19 protein-coding genes and 1 other RNA gene are annotated in these 17,811 nt (G+C 74.3%); 14 read left to right on the top strand and 6 right to left on the bottom strand.

The genetic code is table 11. The annotated features are described in order from the left end of the window. Nucleotides 1-2: 2 nt before the first annotated feature. Together ABZ881_RS18010 and ABZ881_RS18005 are read right to left on the bottom strand one after the other, a co-directional pair. Nucleotides 3-2,066, bottom strand: coding sequence for an acyltransferase family protein (locus ABZ881_RS18010; protein WP_358485846.1), 2,064 nt, complete (start codon nucleotides 2,064-2,066; stop codon nucleotides 3-5). 144 nt (nucleotides 2,067-2,210) lie between these two features. Continuing rightward, nucleotides 2,211-3,020 (bottom strand): transglycosylase SLT domain-containing protein, encoded by an 810-nt coding sequence (locus ABZ881_RS18005; protein ID WP_358485844.1) that lies wholly within the window; start codon nucleotides 3,018-3,020, stop codon nucleotides 2,211-2,213. A 429-nt stretch (nucleotides 3,021-3,449) separates the two neighbouring features. Between ABZ881_RS18005 and soxR the strand changes: the two genes are divergently transcribed. Both soxR and ABZ881_RS17995 read left to right on the top strand, forming a co-directional pair. After that, nucleotides 3,450-3,920: a redox-sensitive transcriptional activator SoxR gene (soxR, locus tag ABZ881_RS18000; protein WP_358485920.1), complete on the top strand. Its 471-nt coding sequence runs from the start codon at nucleotides 3,450-3,452 to the stop codon at nucleotides 3,918-3,920. Between the two features lie 54 nt (nucleotides 3,921-3,974). Continuing rightward, on the top strand, nucleotides 3,975-4,733 hold the full coding sequence (locus ABZ881_RS17995; protein WP_358485842.1) for a tyrosine-protein phosphatase: 759 nt from the start codon (nucleotides 3,975-3,977) through the stop codon (nucleotides 4,731-4,733). Nucleotides 4,734-4,742: 9 nt separating this feature from the next. Here the strand turns inward: ABZ881_RS17995 and ABZ881_RS17990 are convergent, their stop codons facing one another. The 3 genes from ABZ881_RS17990 to ABZ881_RS17980 all read right to left on the bottom strand — a co-directional run bounded on the left by ABZ881_RS17990 (nucleotide 4,743) and on the right by ABZ881_RS17980 (nucleotide 6,426). Continuing rightward, a complete protein-coding gene (locus ABZ881_RS17990; protein ID WP_358485839.1) occupies nucleotides 4,743-5,714 on the bottom strand; it encodes a zinc-binding dehydrogenase in 972 nt (323 codons plus the stop codon). Nucleotides 5,715-5,782: 68 nt separating this feature from the next. Next, nucleotides 5,783-6,175 carry a hypothetical protein gene (locus tag ABZ881_RS17985; protein ID WP_358485837.1) on the bottom strand — a complete coding sequence of 131 codons (393 nt, stop codon included), beginning with the start codon at nucleotides 6,173-6,175 and terminating at the stop codon, nucleotides 5,783-5,785. An 8-nt stretch (nucleotides 6,176-6,183) separates the two neighbouring features. After that, nucleotides 6,184-6,426, bottom strand: a complete 243-nt coding sequence (locus ABZ881_RS17980) for a hypothetical protein (protein WP_344022507.1) — start codon at nucleotides 6,424-6,426, stop codon at nucleotides 6,184-6,186. Between the two features lie 124 nt (nucleotides 6,427-6,550). On the opposite strand from ABZ881_RS17980, the gene ABZ881_RS17975 reads away from it, so the two are divergent. From ABZ881_RS17975 to ABZ881_RS17920, 12 genes are all read left to right on the top strand, one after another. After that, a complete protein-coding gene (locus ABZ881_RS17975; protein ID WP_358485834.1) occupies nucleotides 6,551-7,750 on the top strand; it encodes an acyl-CoA dehydrogenase family protein in 1,200 nt (399 codons plus the stop codon). Between the two features lie 10 nt (nucleotides 7,751-7,760). After that, nucleotides 7,761-8,843: an acyl-CoA dehydrogenase family protein gene (locus ABZ881_RS17970; protein WP_358485832.1), complete on the top strand. Its 1,083-nt coding sequence runs from the start codon at nucleotides 7,761-7,763 to the stop codon at nucleotides 8,841-8,843. 171 nt (nucleotides 8,844-9,014) lie between these two features. Further along, a complete protein-coding gene (locus tag ABZ881_RS17965; protein WP_344022513.1) occupies nucleotides 9,015-9,524 on the top strand; it encodes a helix-turn-helix transcriptional regulator in 510 nt (169 codons plus the stop codon). A 32-nt stretch (nucleotides 9,525-9,556) separates the two neighbouring features. Further along, nucleotides 9,557-10,663, top strand: a complete 1,107-nt coding sequence (prfB, locus tag ABZ881_RS17960) for a peptide chain release factor 2 (protein WP_344022515.1) — start codon at nucleotides 9,557-9,559, stop codon at nucleotides 10,661-10,663. Beyond that, the gene (locus ABZ881_RS17955; RefSeq protein WP_358485830.1) at nucleotides 10,660-11,364 is read left to right on the top strand and encodes a hypothetical protein; all 705 of its coding nucleotides are present in this window, start codon (nucleotides 10,660-10,662) and stop codon (nucleotides 11,362-11,364) included. Before prfB ends, ABZ881_RS17955 begins: the two co-directional genes overlap by 4 nt. 54 nt (nucleotides 11,365-11,418) lie before the next feature. Next, nucleotides 11,419-12,108 (top strand): cell division ATP-binding protein FtsE, encoded by a 690-nt coding sequence (gene ftsE, locus ABZ881_RS17950; protein WP_358485828.1) that lies wholly within the window; start codon nucleotides 11,419-11,421, stop codon nucleotides 12,106-12,108. Further along, nucleotides 12,108-13,010, top strand: a complete 903-nt coding sequence (ftsX, locus tag ABZ881_RS17945) for a permease-like cell division protein FtsX (RefSeq protein ID WP_358485826.1) — start codon at nucleotides 12,108-12,110, stop codon at nucleotides 13,008-13,010. Before ftsE ends, ftsX begins: the two co-directional genes overlap by 1 nt. A 28-nt stretch (nucleotides 13,011-13,038) precedes the next feature. After that, entirely contained in the window at nucleotides 13,039-13,524 is a 486-nt protein-coding gene (gene smpB, locus ABZ881_RS17940) for an SsrA-binding protein SmpB (RefSeq protein ID WP_344022523.1), read from the top strand. Between the two features lie 138 nt (nucleotides 13,525-13,662). Then, nucleotides 13,663-14,610 carry an amidohydrolase family protein gene (locus ABZ881_RS17935; protein ID WP_344022525.1) on the top strand — a complete coding sequence of 316 codons (948 nt, stop codon included), beginning with the start codon at nucleotides 13,663-13,665 and terminating at the stop codon, nucleotides 14,608-14,610. After that, nucleotides 14,604-15,863 carry a saccharopine dehydrogenase NADP-binding domain-containing protein gene (locus ABZ881_RS17930; RefSeq protein ID WP_358485822.1) on the top strand — a complete coding sequence of 420 codons (1,260 nt, stop codon included), beginning with the start codon at nucleotides 14,604-14,606 and terminating at the stop codon, nucleotides 15,861-15,863. The genes ABZ881_RS17935 and ABZ881_RS17930 overlap by 7 nt, the downstream gene beginning before the upstream one ends. A gap of 165 nt (nucleotides 15,864-16,028) precedes the next feature. Then, nucleotides 16,029-16,413: a transfer-messenger RNA gene (ssrA, locus tag ABZ881_RS17925) on the top strand. A gap of 86 nt (nucleotides 16,414-16,499) precedes the next feature. Next, on the top strand, nucleotides 16,500-16,691 hold the full coding sequence (locus tag ABZ881_RS17920; protein ID WP_344022529.1) for a ferredoxin: 192 nt from the start codon (nucleotides 16,500-16,502) through the stop codon (nucleotides 16,689-16,691). A 170-nt stretch (nucleotides 16,692-16,861) separates the two neighbouring features. Here ABZ881_RS17920 and ABZ881_RS17915 read toward each other — a convergent pair whose 3' ends face one another. Continuing rightward, nucleotides 16,862-17,590, bottom strand: a complete 729-nt coding sequence (locus ABZ881_RS17915) for a VIT1/CCC1 transporter family protein (protein ID WP_358485821.1) — start codon at nucleotides 17,588-17,590, stop codon at nucleotides 16,862-16,864. Between the last annotated feature and the right edge of the window lie 221 nt (nucleotides 17,591-17,811).

Genomic DNA, 17,811 nt, shown 5'->3' with positions numbered 1-17,811 from the left:
CCTCACCAGCCGAGCCGGTGGGTGAAGTGCTCGTCGAACAGCGGGGCCATGCTCTCGGCGTAGGTCGCGGTCAGGTGGTTGTCGTCCATGTAGACGAGCACGTTCCCGATCTCGCTGGGGCAGAAGTCCGGCTCGCAGATCGCCGGGGCGGTGTCGACGAACGAGACGTTCGGCGGGACGTCCGGGAGCAGCGCGTACGGCGGCAGCGGGGCGTAGACGTCCTCGCGGGGCATCCCGCACGCCTCCGCGTGCCTGCCCTCCCGGCCGACGCACTCCGGCACGAAGAACGGCGGCCGCGGGTTGTCCCGGACGGCCACCACGGCCACGCCGGCGTCGTCCATCTTCTTCCAGGCGTCCACGAAGCCCTGCGGGGTGACCTCGGTCAGGCCGGGCCGGACCTCGCGGGTGGCGAGCGTGACGACGGCGTCCGGCTGCTGCTCGGCCAGCTCCTCGGCCACCTCGGCGTTCCACTCGGCGCAGCCGTTCTCGGCCCACTCGGACTCGGCGGTCGTCGAGAACGGGCAGGCGCCGCGGAACATGCCGATGATCTCCCAGTTCCGCTCGGCGGCGACCGGCATCAGCGACGCGACGTACTGCTGGGCGTGCGAGTCGCCGACCACAGCGATCCGCCGCTCGGCCGGTTCCGGGCCGGGCGCCGGGATGGTGCACAGGTGCACCTCGGGCCGTTCGATCGGGTCGCACAGCCAGGTCCCGCGCCGGTAGCTCCAGTCGTCACCGGCCTGCACCAGGGACGGCGCGAGGGCGACCTCCGAGCCCGGCTCCTCGCCGAGCCCGGCGTACTGCACCCCGGCGGTCAGCGCGGCCGCCCCGGGGTGGGTCGGCGACCCGATGTCGACCTCGACCGACGAGCGGGCGGCGGCCACCCCGTACCAGGCGCCGGCACCGAGCAGGACGACCAGCGCGAGCGCGCCGCCGGTGCGCAGCGCCCGCCGCACGTCCAGCGCCGCGATCGGCTGCTCGACGAACCGGTGGGTGAGCCAGGCCAGCACGAACGACGCGGCGATCACCGCGGTGCCCGCGGCCGCCCCGAGCCGGTCGGCGCCGGTGTACACCAGCGTCAGCACCAGGATCGGCCAGTGCCACAGGTACAGCGGGAACGAGATGTCGCCGATCCGGCGCAGCACCGGGCCGGACAGCAGCCGGTCCACACCCAGCGGGTGCCCGGAGCGCCCGGCGACGAGCACCATCGCCGCGGCGAGTGTCGGCCACAGCGCGGCCCAGCCGGGGAACGCCCGGTCCACCTGCAGCAGCACGCCGCAGGACACCAGCGCGACGACGCCGAACCAGCCGAGCGCAGCCCGCGCGGGCGGGGTGAGCTCCGGCCGGTACTCGATCCGGGAGATCCACAGCGCGAGCAGGCCGCCGAGCGCGAACTCCCAGAGCCGGGTCAGCGAGTGGAAGTAGGCGAGCGGCTGGTTGACCAGCGTCAGGTACACCGAGTACGCCAGCGACGCCCCGCCGACGACGACCAGCGTGCCGGTCAGCCGGGCGTGCAGGTCGGCGCCGTCCCGCCGGGCGGCGACCGCGACACCGGCCACCAGCAGGGGCGCGACGAGGTAGAACTGGCCCTGGATGGACAGCGACCAGAAGTGCTGCACCATGCTCGCCGCGTTGTTCATCGCGGCGTAGTCGACAGCGTTGTTGGCCAGCTCCCAGTTCTGCACGAACAGCAGCGACGCGACGGTCTCCCGGACCGTGGGCAGCCACCGGCTCTCCGGGAGCAGGAACGCGCCGGCCGCGATCCCGGTGCCCAGCACCACGGTGATGGCGGGCAGCAGCCGGGACAGCTGCCGCCGCCAGGTCGCGAGCAGGTCGATCCCGCCGCGGCCGGCCGCGCGGTACAGCCCGCCGACGATGAGGAATCCGGTGATCAGGAAGAAGACGTCCACGCCGCCGGAGACGCGATCGAACCAGATGTGGTAGACGACGACCAGGAGGACCGCGAGTGCGCGCAGTCCCTGGAGCTCGGGCCGGAACCGAGACCTCGAACCGTCGCCGCTCGTGGCGGCGCCGGTGCGGGCGTGCGCTCCACCGGGGGAGGTCACGAGCGGGGAGCTCCTCTCGGCCACGGACGTTAAAGCAGATATTACTTTCCACAACGGGAAAGGCGGCCGGCAGGTTCCCCCTGCCGACCGCCGTCACAGTCGTGGCCCGGAACGACACGCCACACCGATGGGGTGAACCGCCGGTCAGTAGCCGATGTACCCGCCGTTCGCGCCGGTCCGGCCGCCCGCCGCGAGGGTGTCGATGCCGTACCGGTCGATCATGTACCGGACGCCGGCGGTGATGTTCGCGATCGGGTGGGTGATGTCCTCGTGCGCGAAGTCCGGGTGCACGTACGCCGCGAACGTCGACGGGATGACCTGCATCAGGCCCTCCGAGGGGGTGCCGCGCAGGGCGTTGGAGTCCCAGTTGTTGATCGCGTCGGGATCGCCGTTGGACTCCTTCATGATGATCCGCTTGAGCCCGGTCGCGTAGGACTGCGACAGGCCCATGTGGTCGAGCGCCTCGGCGATCCAGGCGTCCACGCCGCCCTGCGCGATCAGCTCCTGGAGCCGGGCCTGCTCGGCCTCGCGCTGGGCCTGCGCCTCGGCCGCCAGCCGGTGCTCCTCGGCGATCCGGTCGGCGATCTCGCGGGCCTTGCCCATCGAGGCGATGTCGCCGTCGTCTGCCGGGGCGGCCGCCTGCAGCGCACCGGTTGCGGCACCGGAGTGCTCGAACGAGACCGGGCTGAAGTACCCGGACGGGCTGCCGTCGGAGGTCGCCGTCGCCGACGGGATCGTCGCCGAGTACGCGGCGAGGGTCGTCGCGGCGGTCGACTCCTCGGCCTCGGCCTCGGTGGCAGTCCCGTCCAGCGTGGTCGGGACGATCGTGGCGAACGCGCCGGAGGCGAGCACGCCGAAGGCGGCGCCGGTGGCCGCTGTCGCGGTCCCGGCACGGCGGGCCGCGTGTGCGGCCCCGGGGGAGCGGACGGTGCGGGCACCGGGTGTTGCTGTCACTGCGGGATGGGTCGCCACGGGTCGGGGGAACACGCGGCGGCCACCGGGGGAGCGGTGTCCTGGCAAGGGTTGCCCTTTCACGATCAACGGACGGCACCGAGCACCGAGCGGCCGGGTCGGGGGTCCCGGGCGAGCCGGTCGGGGATTCCGGCTCCTGGCCCGCTCGTGATCGGACCGTGATGACTTGCGGATCACCGTAGAGGGGTCCGCCCGGCAGGTCCAGCCCCGGGGGTGTCGGTCGCCGCGCCGCAGGCACCGCTCACCGAGAAATCGATCTTGAGAGCGGCTGCGGGGCAACCCGGCGGACGGCCGGTCCGCACCGACGGGCGGATGTCGCCGCAGGTGGCCGGAGCGCGACGAACGGCATGATGGTGAACTGAGCTTCAGGATCGGACCGGGAGCCGGACGGTGTCGGAGGGGGTGGAGGAGATGGAGTCGGGCGATCTCCTGACGATCGGCGAGATCGTGGAGCGGAGCGGCTTCCCGCACTCGGCGCTGCGCTACTACGAGCGGGAGGGGCTGATCTCGGCGAGCCGCACCTCGGGCGGGCAGCGCCGATACCGCCGCAGCGTGCTGCGCAGGCTGGCGTTCGTCCGGGCGGCCCGCTCGCTCGGCATCGGGCTGGACGAGGTGCGGGCCGCGCTGGACTCGCTGCCCGCCGAGCGCACGCCGACCCGCGCCGACTGGTCGCGGCTGTCGAAGGCCTGGCGGGGCAGGCTGGACGAGCAGATCGACGCGCTGACCGCGCTGCGCGACGGCCTGGACGGCTGCATCGGCTGCGGCTGCCTGTCCATGACGACCTGCCGGCTGGTCAATCCCGACGACGCGGCGGCCGTCCAGGGCGACGGCGCGCGCCGGCTGCCGCCCGCGCTGCGCAGGCCGCCGGTGCACGGACGGTGAGCCCGGTCGCCGGGGCCTCCCGCGGGAGCGTCCGGCTGCCTAGGCTCGGTGACCGTGACGGATCTGGTGCCGGACCGCTGGCTGACCTTCGACGGCCTCGCCAACGCCCGTGACGTCGGCGGCCTCCCGCTGGCGGGCGGTGGCCGGGTGCGGCCGGGCGTGCTGCTGCGGACCGAGTCCCTGGAGGGGCTCAGCCCGGCCGACGTCGCCCGGCTGACCGGCGAGCTCGGCGTCGTGCAGGTGCTGGACCTGCGCAAGGACGAGGAGCTGCTGATCAGCGGGGCGGGCGCGCTGGCCGGTGCCGGGATCACCGTGCACCGGCTCAGCTTCATCCCCGACTCCGGGCGCGGCCTGCCCGAGCTGGGTGAGGACGCCGACCCGATGGTCGGTCACTACCTGGCCTACCTCGGCGACCGGGGCGCGAACGTGGTGACCGGCGTCCGCCGGATCGCCGAGCGGGAGACCGGCGCGACCGTGGTGCACTGCGCGGCCGGGAAGGACCGGACCGGGGTGCTCGTCGCGCTGGTGTGCTCGGCGGTCGGCGTCCCGCGGGACGAGGTGGTCGCCGACTACGCGCTCTCGGCGACCCGGATCGACGCGCTGTTCCGGCGCTGGACGACCGCCGCCGGGCAGCCGATGCCGGCCTCCGAGGAGATCGACCGGCACCGGCCGCGGGCCGAGGTGATGCAGACCTTCCTGCAGCTGCTCGACGAGCGGTACGACGGCCCCGTCGGCTGGCTGCACGAGCACGGCCTGACCGAGGGCGAGCTGGCCACGCTCCGTTCCCGGCTTCGTGACGATAATACCGGTTGAGCTGCCGGTTCAGGGCACCAGCACGACCTTCCCCCGGGTCCGCCGGGCCTCCAGGTCGGCGTGCGCACGGGCCGCGTCGGCCAGCCGGTAGCGGCTCACCACCGGTGACCACCGGCCGTCGGCGAGCCGGGCGAGCGCCCGCTCCTCGAGCCGGCGCAGCCCCAGGGCGAGGACCGGTGGCCCGAGCGCCACGGTCACGGTGAGCGCCCGCTCCCACAGCTCGTCGGCCCGGAACGGCGTCGGGGCGCCTGCCGACCAGCCGTGCAGCAGCACCCGGCCGCCGGGGGCCAGCAGCTCGAACGCGCCGCGGCCGGCGTCGCCGCCGACGCCGTCGAACACCAGATCGACGCCGCGGTCCCCGGTGTGCCCGCGGGCGGCGTCGGCCCAGCCGGGCCGGTCGTAGGCCAGCGGGACCACCCCGTCCGGCAGCGGTCCGTTCAGCCGGCCGGAGCCGGCCGCGGCGAGCACCGTCACGCCGTCGGCGGCCAGTGCCTGCACCAGCAGCGTCCCGATCCCGCCGGCCGCGGAGGTCACCAGCGCGGTCTCGCCGGCCCGCGGCCGGGCCAGCTCCAGCAGGCCCTCGGTCATCCGCCCGGTGCCGAGCACGGCCACCGCCGCCGCGGCGTCGACACCGGCCGGTAGTCGGTGCAGGTCGCCGGCCGCGGCGACCGCGACCGCGGCGTACCCGCCGGACCCGCCCGGGCCGAGATGGCTGCTGACCCGGGCGCCGAGCAGGCCCGGATCGACGCCCGGCCCGATCGCGTCGACGATGCCGGCGACCTCCCGGCCGGGGACGATGGGCAGGGCGGGCGCCGGGAACGGTCCCCGGTCGTCACCGGCGCGCAGCGTGGTGTCCACCAGGTGCACCCCGGCCGCCTCGACCCGGATGCGCACCCGGTCCGGGCCGGGCTCGGGATCGGGGACCTCGCGCGGGACGAGGACCTCGGGTCCTCCGTGGTCGTGCTGGACGATGGCGAGCATGCGGACCTCCGGTCGTCGCGGGCTGACCGGAGGAGCGTGCGACCTGAAGTCGACGTCAGGTCAAGGGATCAGGGCAGTTCCTCGATCGGGACAAGCGGGTCCAGCTTGCGCAGGGTCCCCGGGTCGCCGGTCACCGCGGGCCAGCCGCGCCGGCGGGCGGCCGAGACGACCTGGCCGGTGGCGATGTCGTCCAGCCCCTGGGAGGCGAGCAGCAGGCCGGCCTCCTGGGCGCTCTCCGGGGAGAGGTCGTGGATCACCGTGTTCGGCAGGCCGAGCAGGACCTGCAGGGCAGCGTGGTGCTCGGCGTCGACCATCGACCAGGCCCTGCCGAGGGCGGTGCTGGGAACCGCGAGCACGATGCCCTCCTCGACGGCGGCCCAGACGAGGGCCCGCATGTAGACGGGGCGGCCGGTCGCGAAGGCCGCCAGCGCTGAGGCATCGAGAACTCGTCCGCCGATCATTGCGCGGCTCAGCCGACGGCCACGGGCGGGATCGGCCGCAGCGAACGCCGCGCCGCATCCAGCTCATCGGCCGGCGGCGGGCCGCCGTAGAGGCTCGCCAGTGTGGCCAAGGACCGGTCCCGGTCCTGCCGGGCCTGGACCGCCTCCGCCACGTAGGCGGACAGGCTCGCTGCTGATCCGCGGGACACCGCGTCCCGCGCTTCCGCTACCAGCTCGGCCGGCAGCGTGACCGTCACCCGCTCGCTGCGCATACCGGAATGGTACTCGCTGCATACCGGACCGGCCATGGCGGCACGCCGGGGTGGCAGGTTACCGGCGGGTATGCAAGATTGCGGCGAGGGACAGCGGCGACTCAACGCAGAACGGGTGCGACACATGGACCTGACCTTCACCCCCGCCGAGGAGGAGTTCCGCAGCGAGCTGCGCTCCTGGCTCTCGGCGCACATCCCGCAGGAGTGGACCCGGCCCGGCTTCTGGGAGTCCCTCGGCGACGACGAGAGCTTCCGGCTGCGCCGCGACTGGGAGCGGGACAAGGCCGACGCGGGCTTCGCCGGGATCCAGTGGCCGACCGAGTACGGCGGCCGCGGCGGCACCCCCGGCATGAAGGCGATCTACGACGAGGAGACCGTCCGCGCGCACGCCCCGCGCACCGTCAACCCGCTCGGGCTGGCGTTCCTCGCGCCGACCGTGATGGCGATCGGCACCGACGCGCAGAAGAAGGAGATCATCGGCCCGCTGCTGCGCAACGAGGTGATCTGGTGCCAGGGCTTCTCCGAGCCGGGTGCCGGGTCCGACCTGGCGGCACTGTCGACACGGGGCGTCCGGGACAGCGACGGCAGCAGTGACGACTTCGTCGTCAACGGGCAGAAGGTCTGGACCACCAACGCCGTGCACGGCGACAAGATCTTCACCCTGGTCCGCACCGAGCCCGGATCGGCCAAGCACCGCGGCATCAGCATGCTGCTGATCGACATGGACCAGCCCGGCGTCACCGCGCGCCCGCTCAAGCAGATGAGCGGGGCCAGCGAGTTCGGCGAGGTCTTCTTCGACGACGCCCGGGTCCCGGCCACCGACTGCCTCGGCGAGATCGGCGACGGCTGGCGGACCGCGATGCTGCTGCTCTCCTTCGAGCGCGGCGCGTCCGGCATCTCCCAGTACACCGAGTTCCGCAGGCAGTACGACGAGATCGTCGCGGTCGCCCGCGCCCTCGGCCGGGACACCGATCCGGTGGTCCGCAACGAGCTCGCCAGGGTGCTCACCGAGCTGGAGTGCCTGCGGCTGCACTCGATGCACGTGCTCACCCAGGTCGAGCAGGGCCGTGATCTCGGCTTCGAGGCGTCGATGACCAAGCTGCAGTGGTCGGAGACGTTCCAGGACCTCTGGGAGGTCTACGACCAGATCCTCGGCGCCGACGCGACCCTCGACACCCTGGGCGGGTGGGACGGCGGCCCGGTGACCGACCTGCGGGCGATGCACGCCCAGGCCATGTGGTCCCGTTCGGTCACCATCTGGGGCGGCTCGTCCCAGGTCCAGCGCAACGTCACCGCCGAGCGCGTGCTCGGCCTGCCGCGGTAGAGGGGTCACCGTGTACTTCGCACTCACCGACACCCAGCGCGAGTTCGACCGGGCCGTGCGCGACTACCTGGCGCAGCGGTTCGACCTGGCCGCCGTCCGCGAGGTGGTGGACGCCGGCACCGCAGGCTCAGCCGGCACAGCCGGTCCGGCCGGCACCGCCGGCACCGCCGACCCTGCTGACACAGCCGGCAACCCGGCGTCGCTGTGGGCCGCCGCCGGCGAGCAGGGCTGGCTGGCCGTCACCGTCCCCGAGGAGCACGACGGTCTCGGGCTCGGCCTGGTCGAGGCCCAGGTGATCGCCCGGGCGCTCGGCGCCGGGGTGGCGCCCGGGCCGTGGCGGGGCACCGTGCTCGCCGCCGAGGCGATCCGGCTGGCCGGCTCCGACGAGCACCGCGCGGCCTGGCTGCCGCGGCTGGCGTCCGGGGAGGCGGTCGGGGCGTTCGCGTCCCGCGGCTCCGCCGCCGGCGGCCTGCCCGCCGTCGAGTACGGCGCGATCGCCGACGTCGTGGTCGCCCCCGCCGAGGACGGCGTGCCCGGCCTGGTGCTCCTCACCGGCGCGTCGGCCACACCGGTCGGCTCCTACGACGGCACCACCCGGCTGGCCAATCTGACCGGCGGCCGCACCGAGCCGCTGCCGGGGGCCGGCATCGACGTCGCCCGCGAGCTGGCGGACCGGGCGACCGTGCTGGTGGCCGCCGACCTGGTCGGCGTCGCGCGCGAGGCGCTGGACCGGACCGTCGCCTACGACCGGGAGCGCGAGCAGTTCGGCGTGCCGGTCGGCTCCTTCCAGGCGATCAAGCACGCGCTGGCCGACCTGCACGTCGGCGTGACGATGGCCGAGCACGCCGCGCTGTACGCGTCGTACGCGGTGCAGGAGGGGCTCGACGGTGCCGATCTCGCCGTCGCCGTCGCGAAGGCCAAGGCCAACGACGTCGCGCTGCAGGCGACCGCGGCGATGATCCAGTACCACGGCGGAATCGGCTACACCTGGGAGCACGAGGCGCACTTCTTCTACAAGCGCGCCCGCCGGCTGGCCGGGCAGTGGGGCGATCTCGCGGTCACCCGCGAGCGGATCGCGGCGCTCACGCTCTGACGCCGCCGGCACCCGGCCCGTCGACAGTGGACCGGGTTCGGCGGTTCGCGCCCGGTGTCCGAAATCGACCCCGGCGAACGGCGGCACCGGCTGGGCCGGAGGGACCGCCGCCCCCGGATCGGGTGCAACGTGGACTCGCGGAGCGGCCCGGTCCGTGGGACCGTCGATGTCATGGCCCCTGTCACACCGGTCAACGCGACCGCCGCCGCACTGCTCGGCCTGCTGCACGGCGGCCCGATGACCGGCGGGCAGCTGGTCACCGCCGCCGGCGAGCGGTTCGGGCTGTTCTTCTCGGTGACCCGCAGCCAGGTCTACCGGGAGCTGCCCGCGCTCACCGAGGAGGGACTGCTCCGGCTGGGCAAGCAGGGCCCGCGGGCCAGCCAGCAGTACGTCGTCACCGCGGCGGGCAAGCGGGCGTTCAAGGCGTGGCTGGCCGCCGGCGGCGACGCCGACGCGGTCCGCAGCCCGCTGGTGCTCCGGCTGCTGCATGCCGGCTCGCTCACCGTGAAGCAGCGCACCGAGCTGCTGCGCGCCGCCCGCGAGGCCTACACCGAGCGGCTCGCCGAGGCGCGCGCCGCCGCGAAGGCCACCACCGACCCGTACGGCAGGCCGGTCGCCGACTTCGCGGTCGCCCACACCCGCGCGATGATCAAGCTGATCGACGCGGTGCCCGAGGACTGAGCGGCCCCGCACGCCGCGTACCCTCGGTCGGCGTGAACCCCGACGTCCAGGCCGACCTGAAGGACCTCGACACCACGCTGTCCAGCATCGAGGCCGTCGCCGACGTGCCCGCGCTCCGGCAGGAGATCGAGGAGCTGTCCGAGCAGGCGGGCCGGCCGGACCTCTGGGACGACGTCGACGCCGCCCAGAAGATCACCAGTCGGCTCGCGCACGCGCAGGGCGAGCTGCGCAGGCTCGACGACCTGCGCCGCAGGCTCGACGACCTCCCGGTGCTCTACGAGCTCGCCGAGGACGAGGGCGACGCCGCCGCGATCGCCGACGCCGACGCCGACCGGGCCCGGCTGCGGTCCGAGATCGCCTCGCTGGAGGTCCGGACCCTGCTGTCCGGCGAGTACGACCAGCGCGAGGCGCTGGTGACCATCCGCGCCGAGGCCGGCGGGGTGGACGCCGCCGACTTCGCCGAGATGCTGCTCCGCATGTACCTGCGCTGGGCCGAGCGGCACGGCTACGGCACCGATGTCTACGACACCTCCTACGCCGAGGAGGCCGGCATCAAGTCGGCCACCTTCGCGGTGCACACGCCGTACGCGTTCGGCACGCTCTCGGTCGAGGCGGGCACCCACCGGCTGGTCCGGATCTCGCCGTTCGACAACCAGGGCCGCCGGCAGACCTCGTTCGCCGGGGTCGAGGTGGCCCCGGTCGTCGAGGTCACCGACCACGTCGAGATCGACGAGAAGGACCTGCGGGTCGACGTGTTCCGCGCGTCCGGCCCGGGCGGCCAGGGCGTCAACACCACCGACTCCGCGGTCCGGCTCACCCACATCCCGACCGGAATCGTGGTGGCCTGCCAGAACGAGCGCTCGCAGCTGCAGAACAAGGCGTCGGCGATGACGGTGCTGCAGGCCAAGCTGCTGGAGCGGCGCCGGCAGGAGGAGCGCGAGCTGCGCGACTCGTTCAAGGACGCCGGCTCGTCCTGGGGCAACCAGATGCGCAACTACGTGCTGCACCCCTACCAGCTGGTGAAGGACCTGCGCACCGAGCACGAGGAGGGCAACCCCTCCCAGGTGCTCGACGGCGAGATCGACCAGTTCATCGAGGCCGGCATCCGCTGGCGCCGTCAGCAGGCCGACGCGTCGTGAGCCGCGGTCCCCGGCCGGCGCTCGCCGTCCTCGGCGCGGTGCTGGCCGTGCTGCTCGCCGGATGCACCGGCGGCGGCGGAGCGGCCGGCGACCCGCCGCCGCCCACCCCGCAGGAGATCGTGACCGCGGCCGGGACGGCGCTCGCCGAGGCCGGGACGGCCCGGGTGGCGGTCACCCTGGACGGGCCGACCGGTCCGCTGAGCGGCGGCGGCCCGGTCCGCTTCGACCCGTTCGCCGCGGACCTGACGGTCGCGCTCGGCACCCGCGGTGCGCACGTCCGGGTGGTCGACGACGCCGCCTGGCTCCGGCTCGGCGGTGCCGAGCAGTGGCAGCCGGTCTCCACCGGGCTGCTGCCGGTCGGCGCGCTGACCGGGGCGCTACACGCCACGTCCGGCCTGCGCGAGGTCACCGAGCAGGGCCCGGCCGAGGTGGACGGCGTCCCGGCGCTGCACTACACCGGCACCGTGGACCTGGCCGCGGCCCGGGACGCCGCGCCCGGACCGGCCGAGGCGACCCGGCTCGACGAGCTCGCCGGGCTGGTCTCGCCGCATCCCGGGTTCGACGCCTGGCTGGGCGCCCCCGGCACCCCCGAGGAGGGCCGGCTGCTGCGGCTGCAGCTGGTGCCGGCCGAGGCCGCCACCGGCGCGATCACCCTGACGTTCGCCGAGCCCGGCCTGCCGGTCGACGTCACCGCACCCTGATCCCCGCGTGTCGTCACCGCTCGTGCACAGCGGGCGGCGGTACCGTCCCGCTCCGTGATCGAGCTGCAGGACGTCACCAAACGCTATCCGGCGTCCGGACGTCCGGCGCTGGACCGGATCTCGCTGACCGTCGGCGCCGGTGAGTTCGCGTTCCTGATCGGGCCGTCCGGATCCGGCAAGTCGACCCTGCTGCGGTTGTTGCTGCGGGAGGACGTGCCGACCTCGGGGACCATCCGGGTCGACGGCCGCGACGTCGCGCGGCTCCCGCGGCGCAAGGTGCCCGGGCTGCGCCAGCGGATCGGCTGTGTCTTCCAGGACTTCCGGCTGCTGCCCAAGCGCACCGTGGCGGGCAACGTCGCGTTCGCGCTGGAGGTGCTGGGGCGCAGGCCCGGCGAGATCCGGGCCGCGGTCCCCGAGCTGCTGGAGATGGTCGGGCTGCAGGGCAAGGCCGAGCGGATGCCGCACGAGCTGTCCGGCGGCGAGCAGCAGCGGGTCGCGATCGCCAGGGCGTCGGTGAACCGCCCGCCGCTGCTGCTCGCCGACGAGCCCACCGGCAATCTCGACCCGCACACCAGCCGGGAGATCATGCAGGTGCTGGAGCGGATCAACCGCGGCGGGACGACGGTGCTGATGGCCACCCACGACGACTCCATCGTGGACGCGATGCGCCGCCGGGTGATCGAGCTGTCCGACGGGACGGTGCTGCGCGATGAGTCCCGCGCCGTGTACGGGGCGGGCCGGTAGTGCGCCCCGCCCTGCTCACCCGCGAGGTCTCCGCGGGCCTGCGCCGGAACGTCACGATGACCGTCGCGATGGTGCTGACCACGGCGGTCACCCTGATGTCGGTCGGGGCAGGCCTGCTCGTGCTGCGCACCATCGACGACATCTCCGCGCTCTACACCGACCGGCTGGAGATCCAGGTCGCGCTGACCGCCGACGTCTCCGGCTCCGATCCGGACTGCTCCGGTCCGGCCTGCGCGTCGATCCGGTCGGCCGTCGAGACCGCGCCGGGCGTCGCCGCGGTGACGTTCGAGTCCCAGGAGGAGGCCTACACCCGGTTCCGGGAGCTGTTCGCCGGGCAGTCGGTGGCCGACGTCGCGCGGCCGCAGTCGCTGCCCGCCACCCTGCGGGTGACGCTCACCGACCAGGAGGCCGGCCCGGCCGCCGTCCGCGCCGCGGTCGCCGAACGGCCCGGGGTGCGCGGCGTGATCGACCAGCGCGACGTCGTCGGGACGCTGTTCGACTTCCTGAACGGCGTGCGGAACGTGGCGTTCGCGCTGGCCGTCGTGCAGGCGTTCGCCGCGGTGCTGCTGATCTCCAACACGGTGCAGGTGTCGGCGTTCACCCGGCGCACCGAGGTGGGGGTGATGCGCCTGGTCGGGGCCACCCGGTGGACGACGCAGCTGCCGTTCCTGGTGGAGGCCGCGATCGCCGGCGCGATCGGCGGCGCGCTCGCCGGGCTCGGGCTGGTGGCGGCCAAGTACGCGGTCGTCGACGACCTGGTCGCGGCGATCGGGCAGGCCGGGGTGATCCCGCCGGTCCGGCTGTCCGACGTGCTGCTGGTGTCGGCGCTGCTGGTGCCGGTCGGCGCCGTCGTCGCGGGCGTCACCGGGTACGTGACGCTGCGCGCTTATGTGAAGGTCTGACGTCGGTGGTCACGGGTACCCTGGCCGCATGAAGGAACAGGGCCGGAAGGTGATCGCGCAGAACCGTCGGGCCCGGCACGACTACGCGATCCTGGAGGAGTTCGAGGCCGGGGTCGCGCTCAAGGGGACCGAGGTGAAGAGCCTCCGTCTGGGCCGGGCGTCGATGGTGGACGCGTTCGCCACCATCGACGACGGCGAGGTATTCCTGCGCGGACTGCACATCCCGGAGTACGTCCGCGGCAGCTGGACCAACCACGAGCCGCGGCGCACCCGCAAGCTGCTGCTGCACCGCGGCGAGATCGACCGGCTGATGGGCAAGACCCGCGAGGGCGGGCTCACCCTCGTCCCGCTGTCGCTCTACTTCAACGACGGCAAGGTCAAGTGCGAGCTCGCGCTCGCCCGCGGCAAGAAGGACTACGACAAGCGCCGTGACCTCGCCAAGAAGGACGCGCAGCGGGAGATCGCCCGCGCCGTCGGCCGTGCGGCGAAGGGGCGGGCGCGGAGCCTGCGCTGAGCGGCGGCGCCGATCCGGCACTGCGCCGGTGGCCCGGCCGATCCGGCACTGCCGGGCCGCCGGTGGCCCGGCCGATCCGGCACTGCCGGGCCGCCGGTGGCCCGGCCGATCCCCGCGCACCGGCCTAGGGTGGACCCCGTGGATCTTCCCGCACCACCCCGCGATGACGCCGACGTCCCGCGCTGGACCGCCGAGCTGGGCCTGCCCGGCCTGGTCGACGTGCACGTGCACTTCCTGCCGGAACGCATGCTGGACAAGGTGTGGGCCTACTTCGACCAGGCCCGCACGCACTACGGCACGGACTGGCCGGTGCAGTACCGGCTGCCCGAGCAGCAGCGCTACGAGGTGCTGGAACGGCTCGGCGTGCTCGCGTTCGCGCCGCTGACCTACCCGCACAAGGCGGGCATGGGCGAGTGGCTGACCGGCTGGGCGGGCGAGTTCGCCGACGCCCACCCGCGGGCGGTCCGGACCGCGACGCTGTTCCCGGAGCCGTCGGTCACCGACTACCTGGGCCGGGCCGTCGAGGCGGGCGCCCGGATGGTCAAGGTGCACGTCCAGGTCGGCGCGTTCGACCCGCGCGATCCGCTGCTGCGCGACGCCTGGGGCCTGCTCGCCGAGGCGGGCGTCCCGGCTGTCGTGCACTGCGGGGACGGCCCGATCCCGGGGAAGCACACCGGGCTCGGGATCTTCGCCGAGGTGCTCGAGGCGCACCCGTCGCTGCGGATCGTGCTGGCGCACGCCGGCATGCCGGACTTCCGCGGGGCGCTGGAGCTGCTGGAGCGGTTCCCGAACCTGGTGCTGGACACGACGATGGTCGGCACCGCATTCTCCGAGCGGATCGCGCCGCTGCCCGCGGACTGGCCGGCCCGGCTCGCCCGGTTCCCCGGCCGCGTCGTGCTCGGGTCCGACTTCCCCAACATCCCCTACCCGTACGCCGAGCAGCTGGCCGCGATCCACGACTGGGCCGCCGCCGAGCCGCGCCTCGGCGCGGCCTTCCTGCGCTCGGTGCTCTACGACGCGCCGGCCGAGCTGCTCGGCGTCCGTGACCGGCTGCCGTCCCCGACCTCCCAGGAGCACCCGTGGTGAACCCGCAGAACGACCCGGCCGGCGGCGCCGCGCCGTCGGAGCCGGTGGACGTCGCGATCTACGGGGCCACCGGTTTCGTGGGTGGGCTGACCGCCCGTCATCTCGCCGAGCACGCGCCGCCCGGGCTCCGGATCGCGCTGGCCGGCCGATCAGAGGTGAAGCTCGCCGCGACCAGGGCGGGTCTGCCGGCCGCAGCCCGGGATTGGCCGTTGATCGTCGCCGACTCCGCGGACCGGGCGGCGACCGACCGGCTCGCCGGCGCCGCCCGCGTCGTCCTGACCACGGTCGGCCCGTACGCGAAGTACGGCAGCCGGCTCGTGGAGTCCTGCGCCCGGGCCGGCACGCACTACGCCGACCTGACCGGCGAGGTGCTGTTCGTCCGGGACACCATCGACCGCTGCCACGGTGTCGCCGAGTCCACCGGGGCCCGGATCGTGCACTCCTGCGGCTACGACTCGATCCCGTCCGATCTCGGGGTGTGGCTCGCGCACACCGCGGCGGCGGCCGACGACGCCGGCGGGCTCACCGAGGTCCGGACGGTCGCCACTATGCGCGGCGGGGTCAGCGGCGGCACCATCGACTCGCTGCGCGGGCACATCGACGCCGTGCGCGCCGATCCGGCGCAGCGGCGGCTGGCGGCCGACCCGCACACGCTCAGCCCGGACCGCTCCGCCGAGCCGACCCCGTCCCAGCCGTCCGACGCCGGACGGCCCGCGCGGCTCGACGACGGCACCTGGACCGCGCCGTTCGTGATGGCATCGCACAACACCCGCATCGTGCGCCGCTCCAACGCGCTGCTCGGTCACGCCTACGGGGCCGGCCTGCGCTACGGCGAGCTGCAGGGCTGCGGGAAGGGCCCGGCCGGTGCGCTCGCCGCGGCCGGGATCACCGGCGGGCTCGGTGCGCTGGTGGGCGCCTTCATGGTCCCGGCGGTCCGGCCGCTGCTCGACCGGGCACTGCCGTCGCCGGGTGCGGGACCCTCGGAACGGACCCGGGAGCGTGGCTGGTTCCGGATGGACGTCCGGGCCCGGACCGAGTCCGGCCGCCGCTACCGGGTGACGGTCGCCGGACCGGGCGATCCCGGCTACGCAGCGACCGCGGTGATGCTCGGGGAGAGCGGGATCGCGCTCGCCACCGGCGGCGCCGCACTGCCCGGCCGGGCGGGGTCGCTGACCCCGGCGACCGCGATGGGGGACGTGCTCGTCGACCGGTTGCGGGCGGCCGGGCACACCTACCGGGTGGCGCCGGGGTGAGCCGGGACGGGGGCCGTGCCGGCCGGTCGCCCGGTCCATCGCCGCACCCCGGCCGGGCCGCCGCGCCCGGAGCGGAACCGGAATGATCCGCGGGGCGCGGGGCGTTATGCTGTGTGTCCGCGCGGGTACGCCCGGGCGGACACCAGGTGGACACCTACCTGACCAGGGGGTGAACGGTTTCGACTCCGATCGTTGATCGAGGTGAAGCGTGCCGAGGAAGGCGACGATGATCTCGTTAACCATGCGTCGCAAAAAAATAAGTGCCGACAACAGTCGCACTGCCCCGCAGAGCGCTTACGCGCTCGCTGCCTGATCACCAGGTAGGGGCTGTCGGGCCGGAGGCGTCCCCGCTCCGGATCCCGGCATCATTCAGGGGACTCACCCTGCGGCTCGGCCGCGGAGCCGCAGGGGACATCTCACAGCGGCTGGGATCGTCACACCGGCTTGTTCGCGTGACCGGTGGATCCGAGTAGAGACGAAGCGAACTGCGCACGGAGAAGCCCTCGTGAACCGACGGAGGACCCGGGTTCGATTCCCGGCACCTCCACCACCAGTGCGGCGGCCCCGTCCCGGACCATCCGGGACGGGGCCGCCGTCGTTCCTGCGGGACGGGTGGTGCGGTGGGACCCTGGTGGCATGCATGTCTCCGTGGACAAGGATCTCTGCATCGGTGCCGGGCAGTGCGTCGTCACGGCACCGGACGTGTTCGACCAGGACGACGACGGCATCGTCGAGCTGCTGACCGAGCACCCCGCCGAGACCGACCGGGACGCGGTCAAGGAGGCCGAGCACGTCTGCCCGGCGCGGGTGATCGCCGTCGAGGACTGAGTCCGTCGGAGCCCGGGCCTCGGCCGGGTACCGGGTTCTGGTGGCCGCGCGGGTACCCCGTGCTGCCCCGGTTGCCCGGTCGCTGTCGTGCGCCGTGCTGCCGCGGTTGCCGGGGCTGTCATCCGTGGTGCTGCCCGGTGCTGCTGCCGGTGGTGCGCTGCTGTGCTGCGTCAGGCGATCCCGACGCCGATCAGCATGCCGACCAGGTAGGTCGCGCCGGCTGCGATGGCGCCGAACGCGAGCTGGCGCAGGGCCGCACCCCACCACGTCCGCGAGGTGAACCGCGACGTCAGCGCCCCCGCGACGAGCAGGCCGAGACCGCCGATGGCCAGGCCGAGGGCCAGCGACGAGAAGCCGAGCAGGAACGTCACCAGCGGGATGATCCCGCCGACCACGAACGCCGCGAACGACGACGCCGCGGCCACCCACGGCGACGGCCTGCTGTCCAGGCTGACGCCCAGCTCCTGGGTGAGGTGCACCCGCAGCGCCAGCTCGGGATCGGCGTGCACTTCCCGGGCGACGGCGGCGGCCGTCTCCTCGGACAGGCCCATCTCGCGGTAGGCCCGGGCGAGCTCGTACTGCTCGGCGCGCGGGTGCCGGCCGAGCTCCCGCCGCTCGACCGACGCCTCGGCGTCGACGGCGTCGTTCTGGGTGCCGACCGACGCGAACTCGCCGAGCGCCATCGAGAAGGCCCCGGCCACGACCCCGGCCATCCCGGTCAGCACGATCAGGTCGCGGTCGGCGCCGCCGCCACCCACCCCGGCGATGAGCGCGATCGTGGTCACGAGGCCGTCCATCGCACCGAACGTCGCCGCCCGCAGCCAGCCGCCGGACACGTCCCGGTGACCGTGGTCCTGTTGGTGCTCGGCGAGTTCAGCGGCCAGTTCCGGATCCTCCATGAGCCGTGATGATAGGCCGGTGACCTGCGCGGACAAGGTCGTGAACGGGTGGCGTCGATGCCGCGGAGGGGCCGGCTGCCAGCCCCGGCGTCGGTGTCCGGGGCTCCTGCCCGGCGTCGTCACCGGCGTCCGGCCACAGCCGCGCCGGCGGCACCGTCGCCGGCACGCCCGGCACGCCCGGGCGTCCCCAGCGTCCCGCGATTCTTAGTGTCCCCGTCGTC

The sequence above is a fragment of the Pseudonocardia sp. NPDC046786 genome (genome assembly GCF_040645415.1).
Classification (GTDB): domain Bacteria; phylum Actinomycetota; class Actinomycetes; order Mycobacteriales; family Pseudonocardiaceae; genus Pseudonocardia; species Pseudonocardia kongjuensis.
This window is presented reverse-complemented; position numbering and strand designations above follow the sequence as displayed.

Bases quoted from the DNA above. Each gene is read 5' to 3' on its own strand.
- smpB (WP_344022523.1), top strand. From the start codon at position 13,039: ATGAAGGAACAGGGCCGGAAGGTGATCGCGCAGAACCGTCGGGCCCGG.
- ABZ881_RS17975 (WP_358485834.1), top strand. From the start codon at position 6,551: ATGGACCTGACCTTCACCCCCGCCGAGGAGGAGTTCCGCAGCGAGCTG.
- ABZ881_RS17920 (WP_344022529.1), top strand. From the start codon at position 16,500: ATGCATGTCTCCGTGGACAAGGATCTCTGCATCGGTGCCGGGCAGTGC.
- ABZ881_RS17990 (WP_358485839.1), bottom strand. From the start codon at position 5,714: ATGCTCGCCATCGTCCAGCACGACCACGGAGGACCCGAGGTCCTCGTC.
- ABZ881_RS17915 (WP_358485821.1), bottom strand. From the start codon at position 17,590: ATGGAGGATCCGGAACTGGCCGCTGAACTCGCCGAGCACCAACAGGAC.
- ABZ881_RS17965 (WP_344022513.1), top strand. From the start codon at position 9,015: ATGGCCCCTGTCACACCGGTCAACGCGACCGCCGCCGCACTGCTCGGC.
- ABZ881_RS17985 (WP_358485837.1), bottom strand. From the start codon at position 6,175: ATGATCGGCGGACGAGTTCTCGATGCCTCAGCGCTGGCGGCCTTCGCG.
- soxR (WP_358485920.1), top strand. From the start codon at position 3,450: ATGGAGTCGGGCGATCTCCTGACGATCGGCGAGATCGTGGAGCGGAGC.
- ABZ881_RS17980 (WP_344022507.1), bottom strand. From the start codon at position 6,426: ATGCGCAGCGAGCGGGTGACGGTCACGCTGCCGGCCGAGCTGGTAGCG.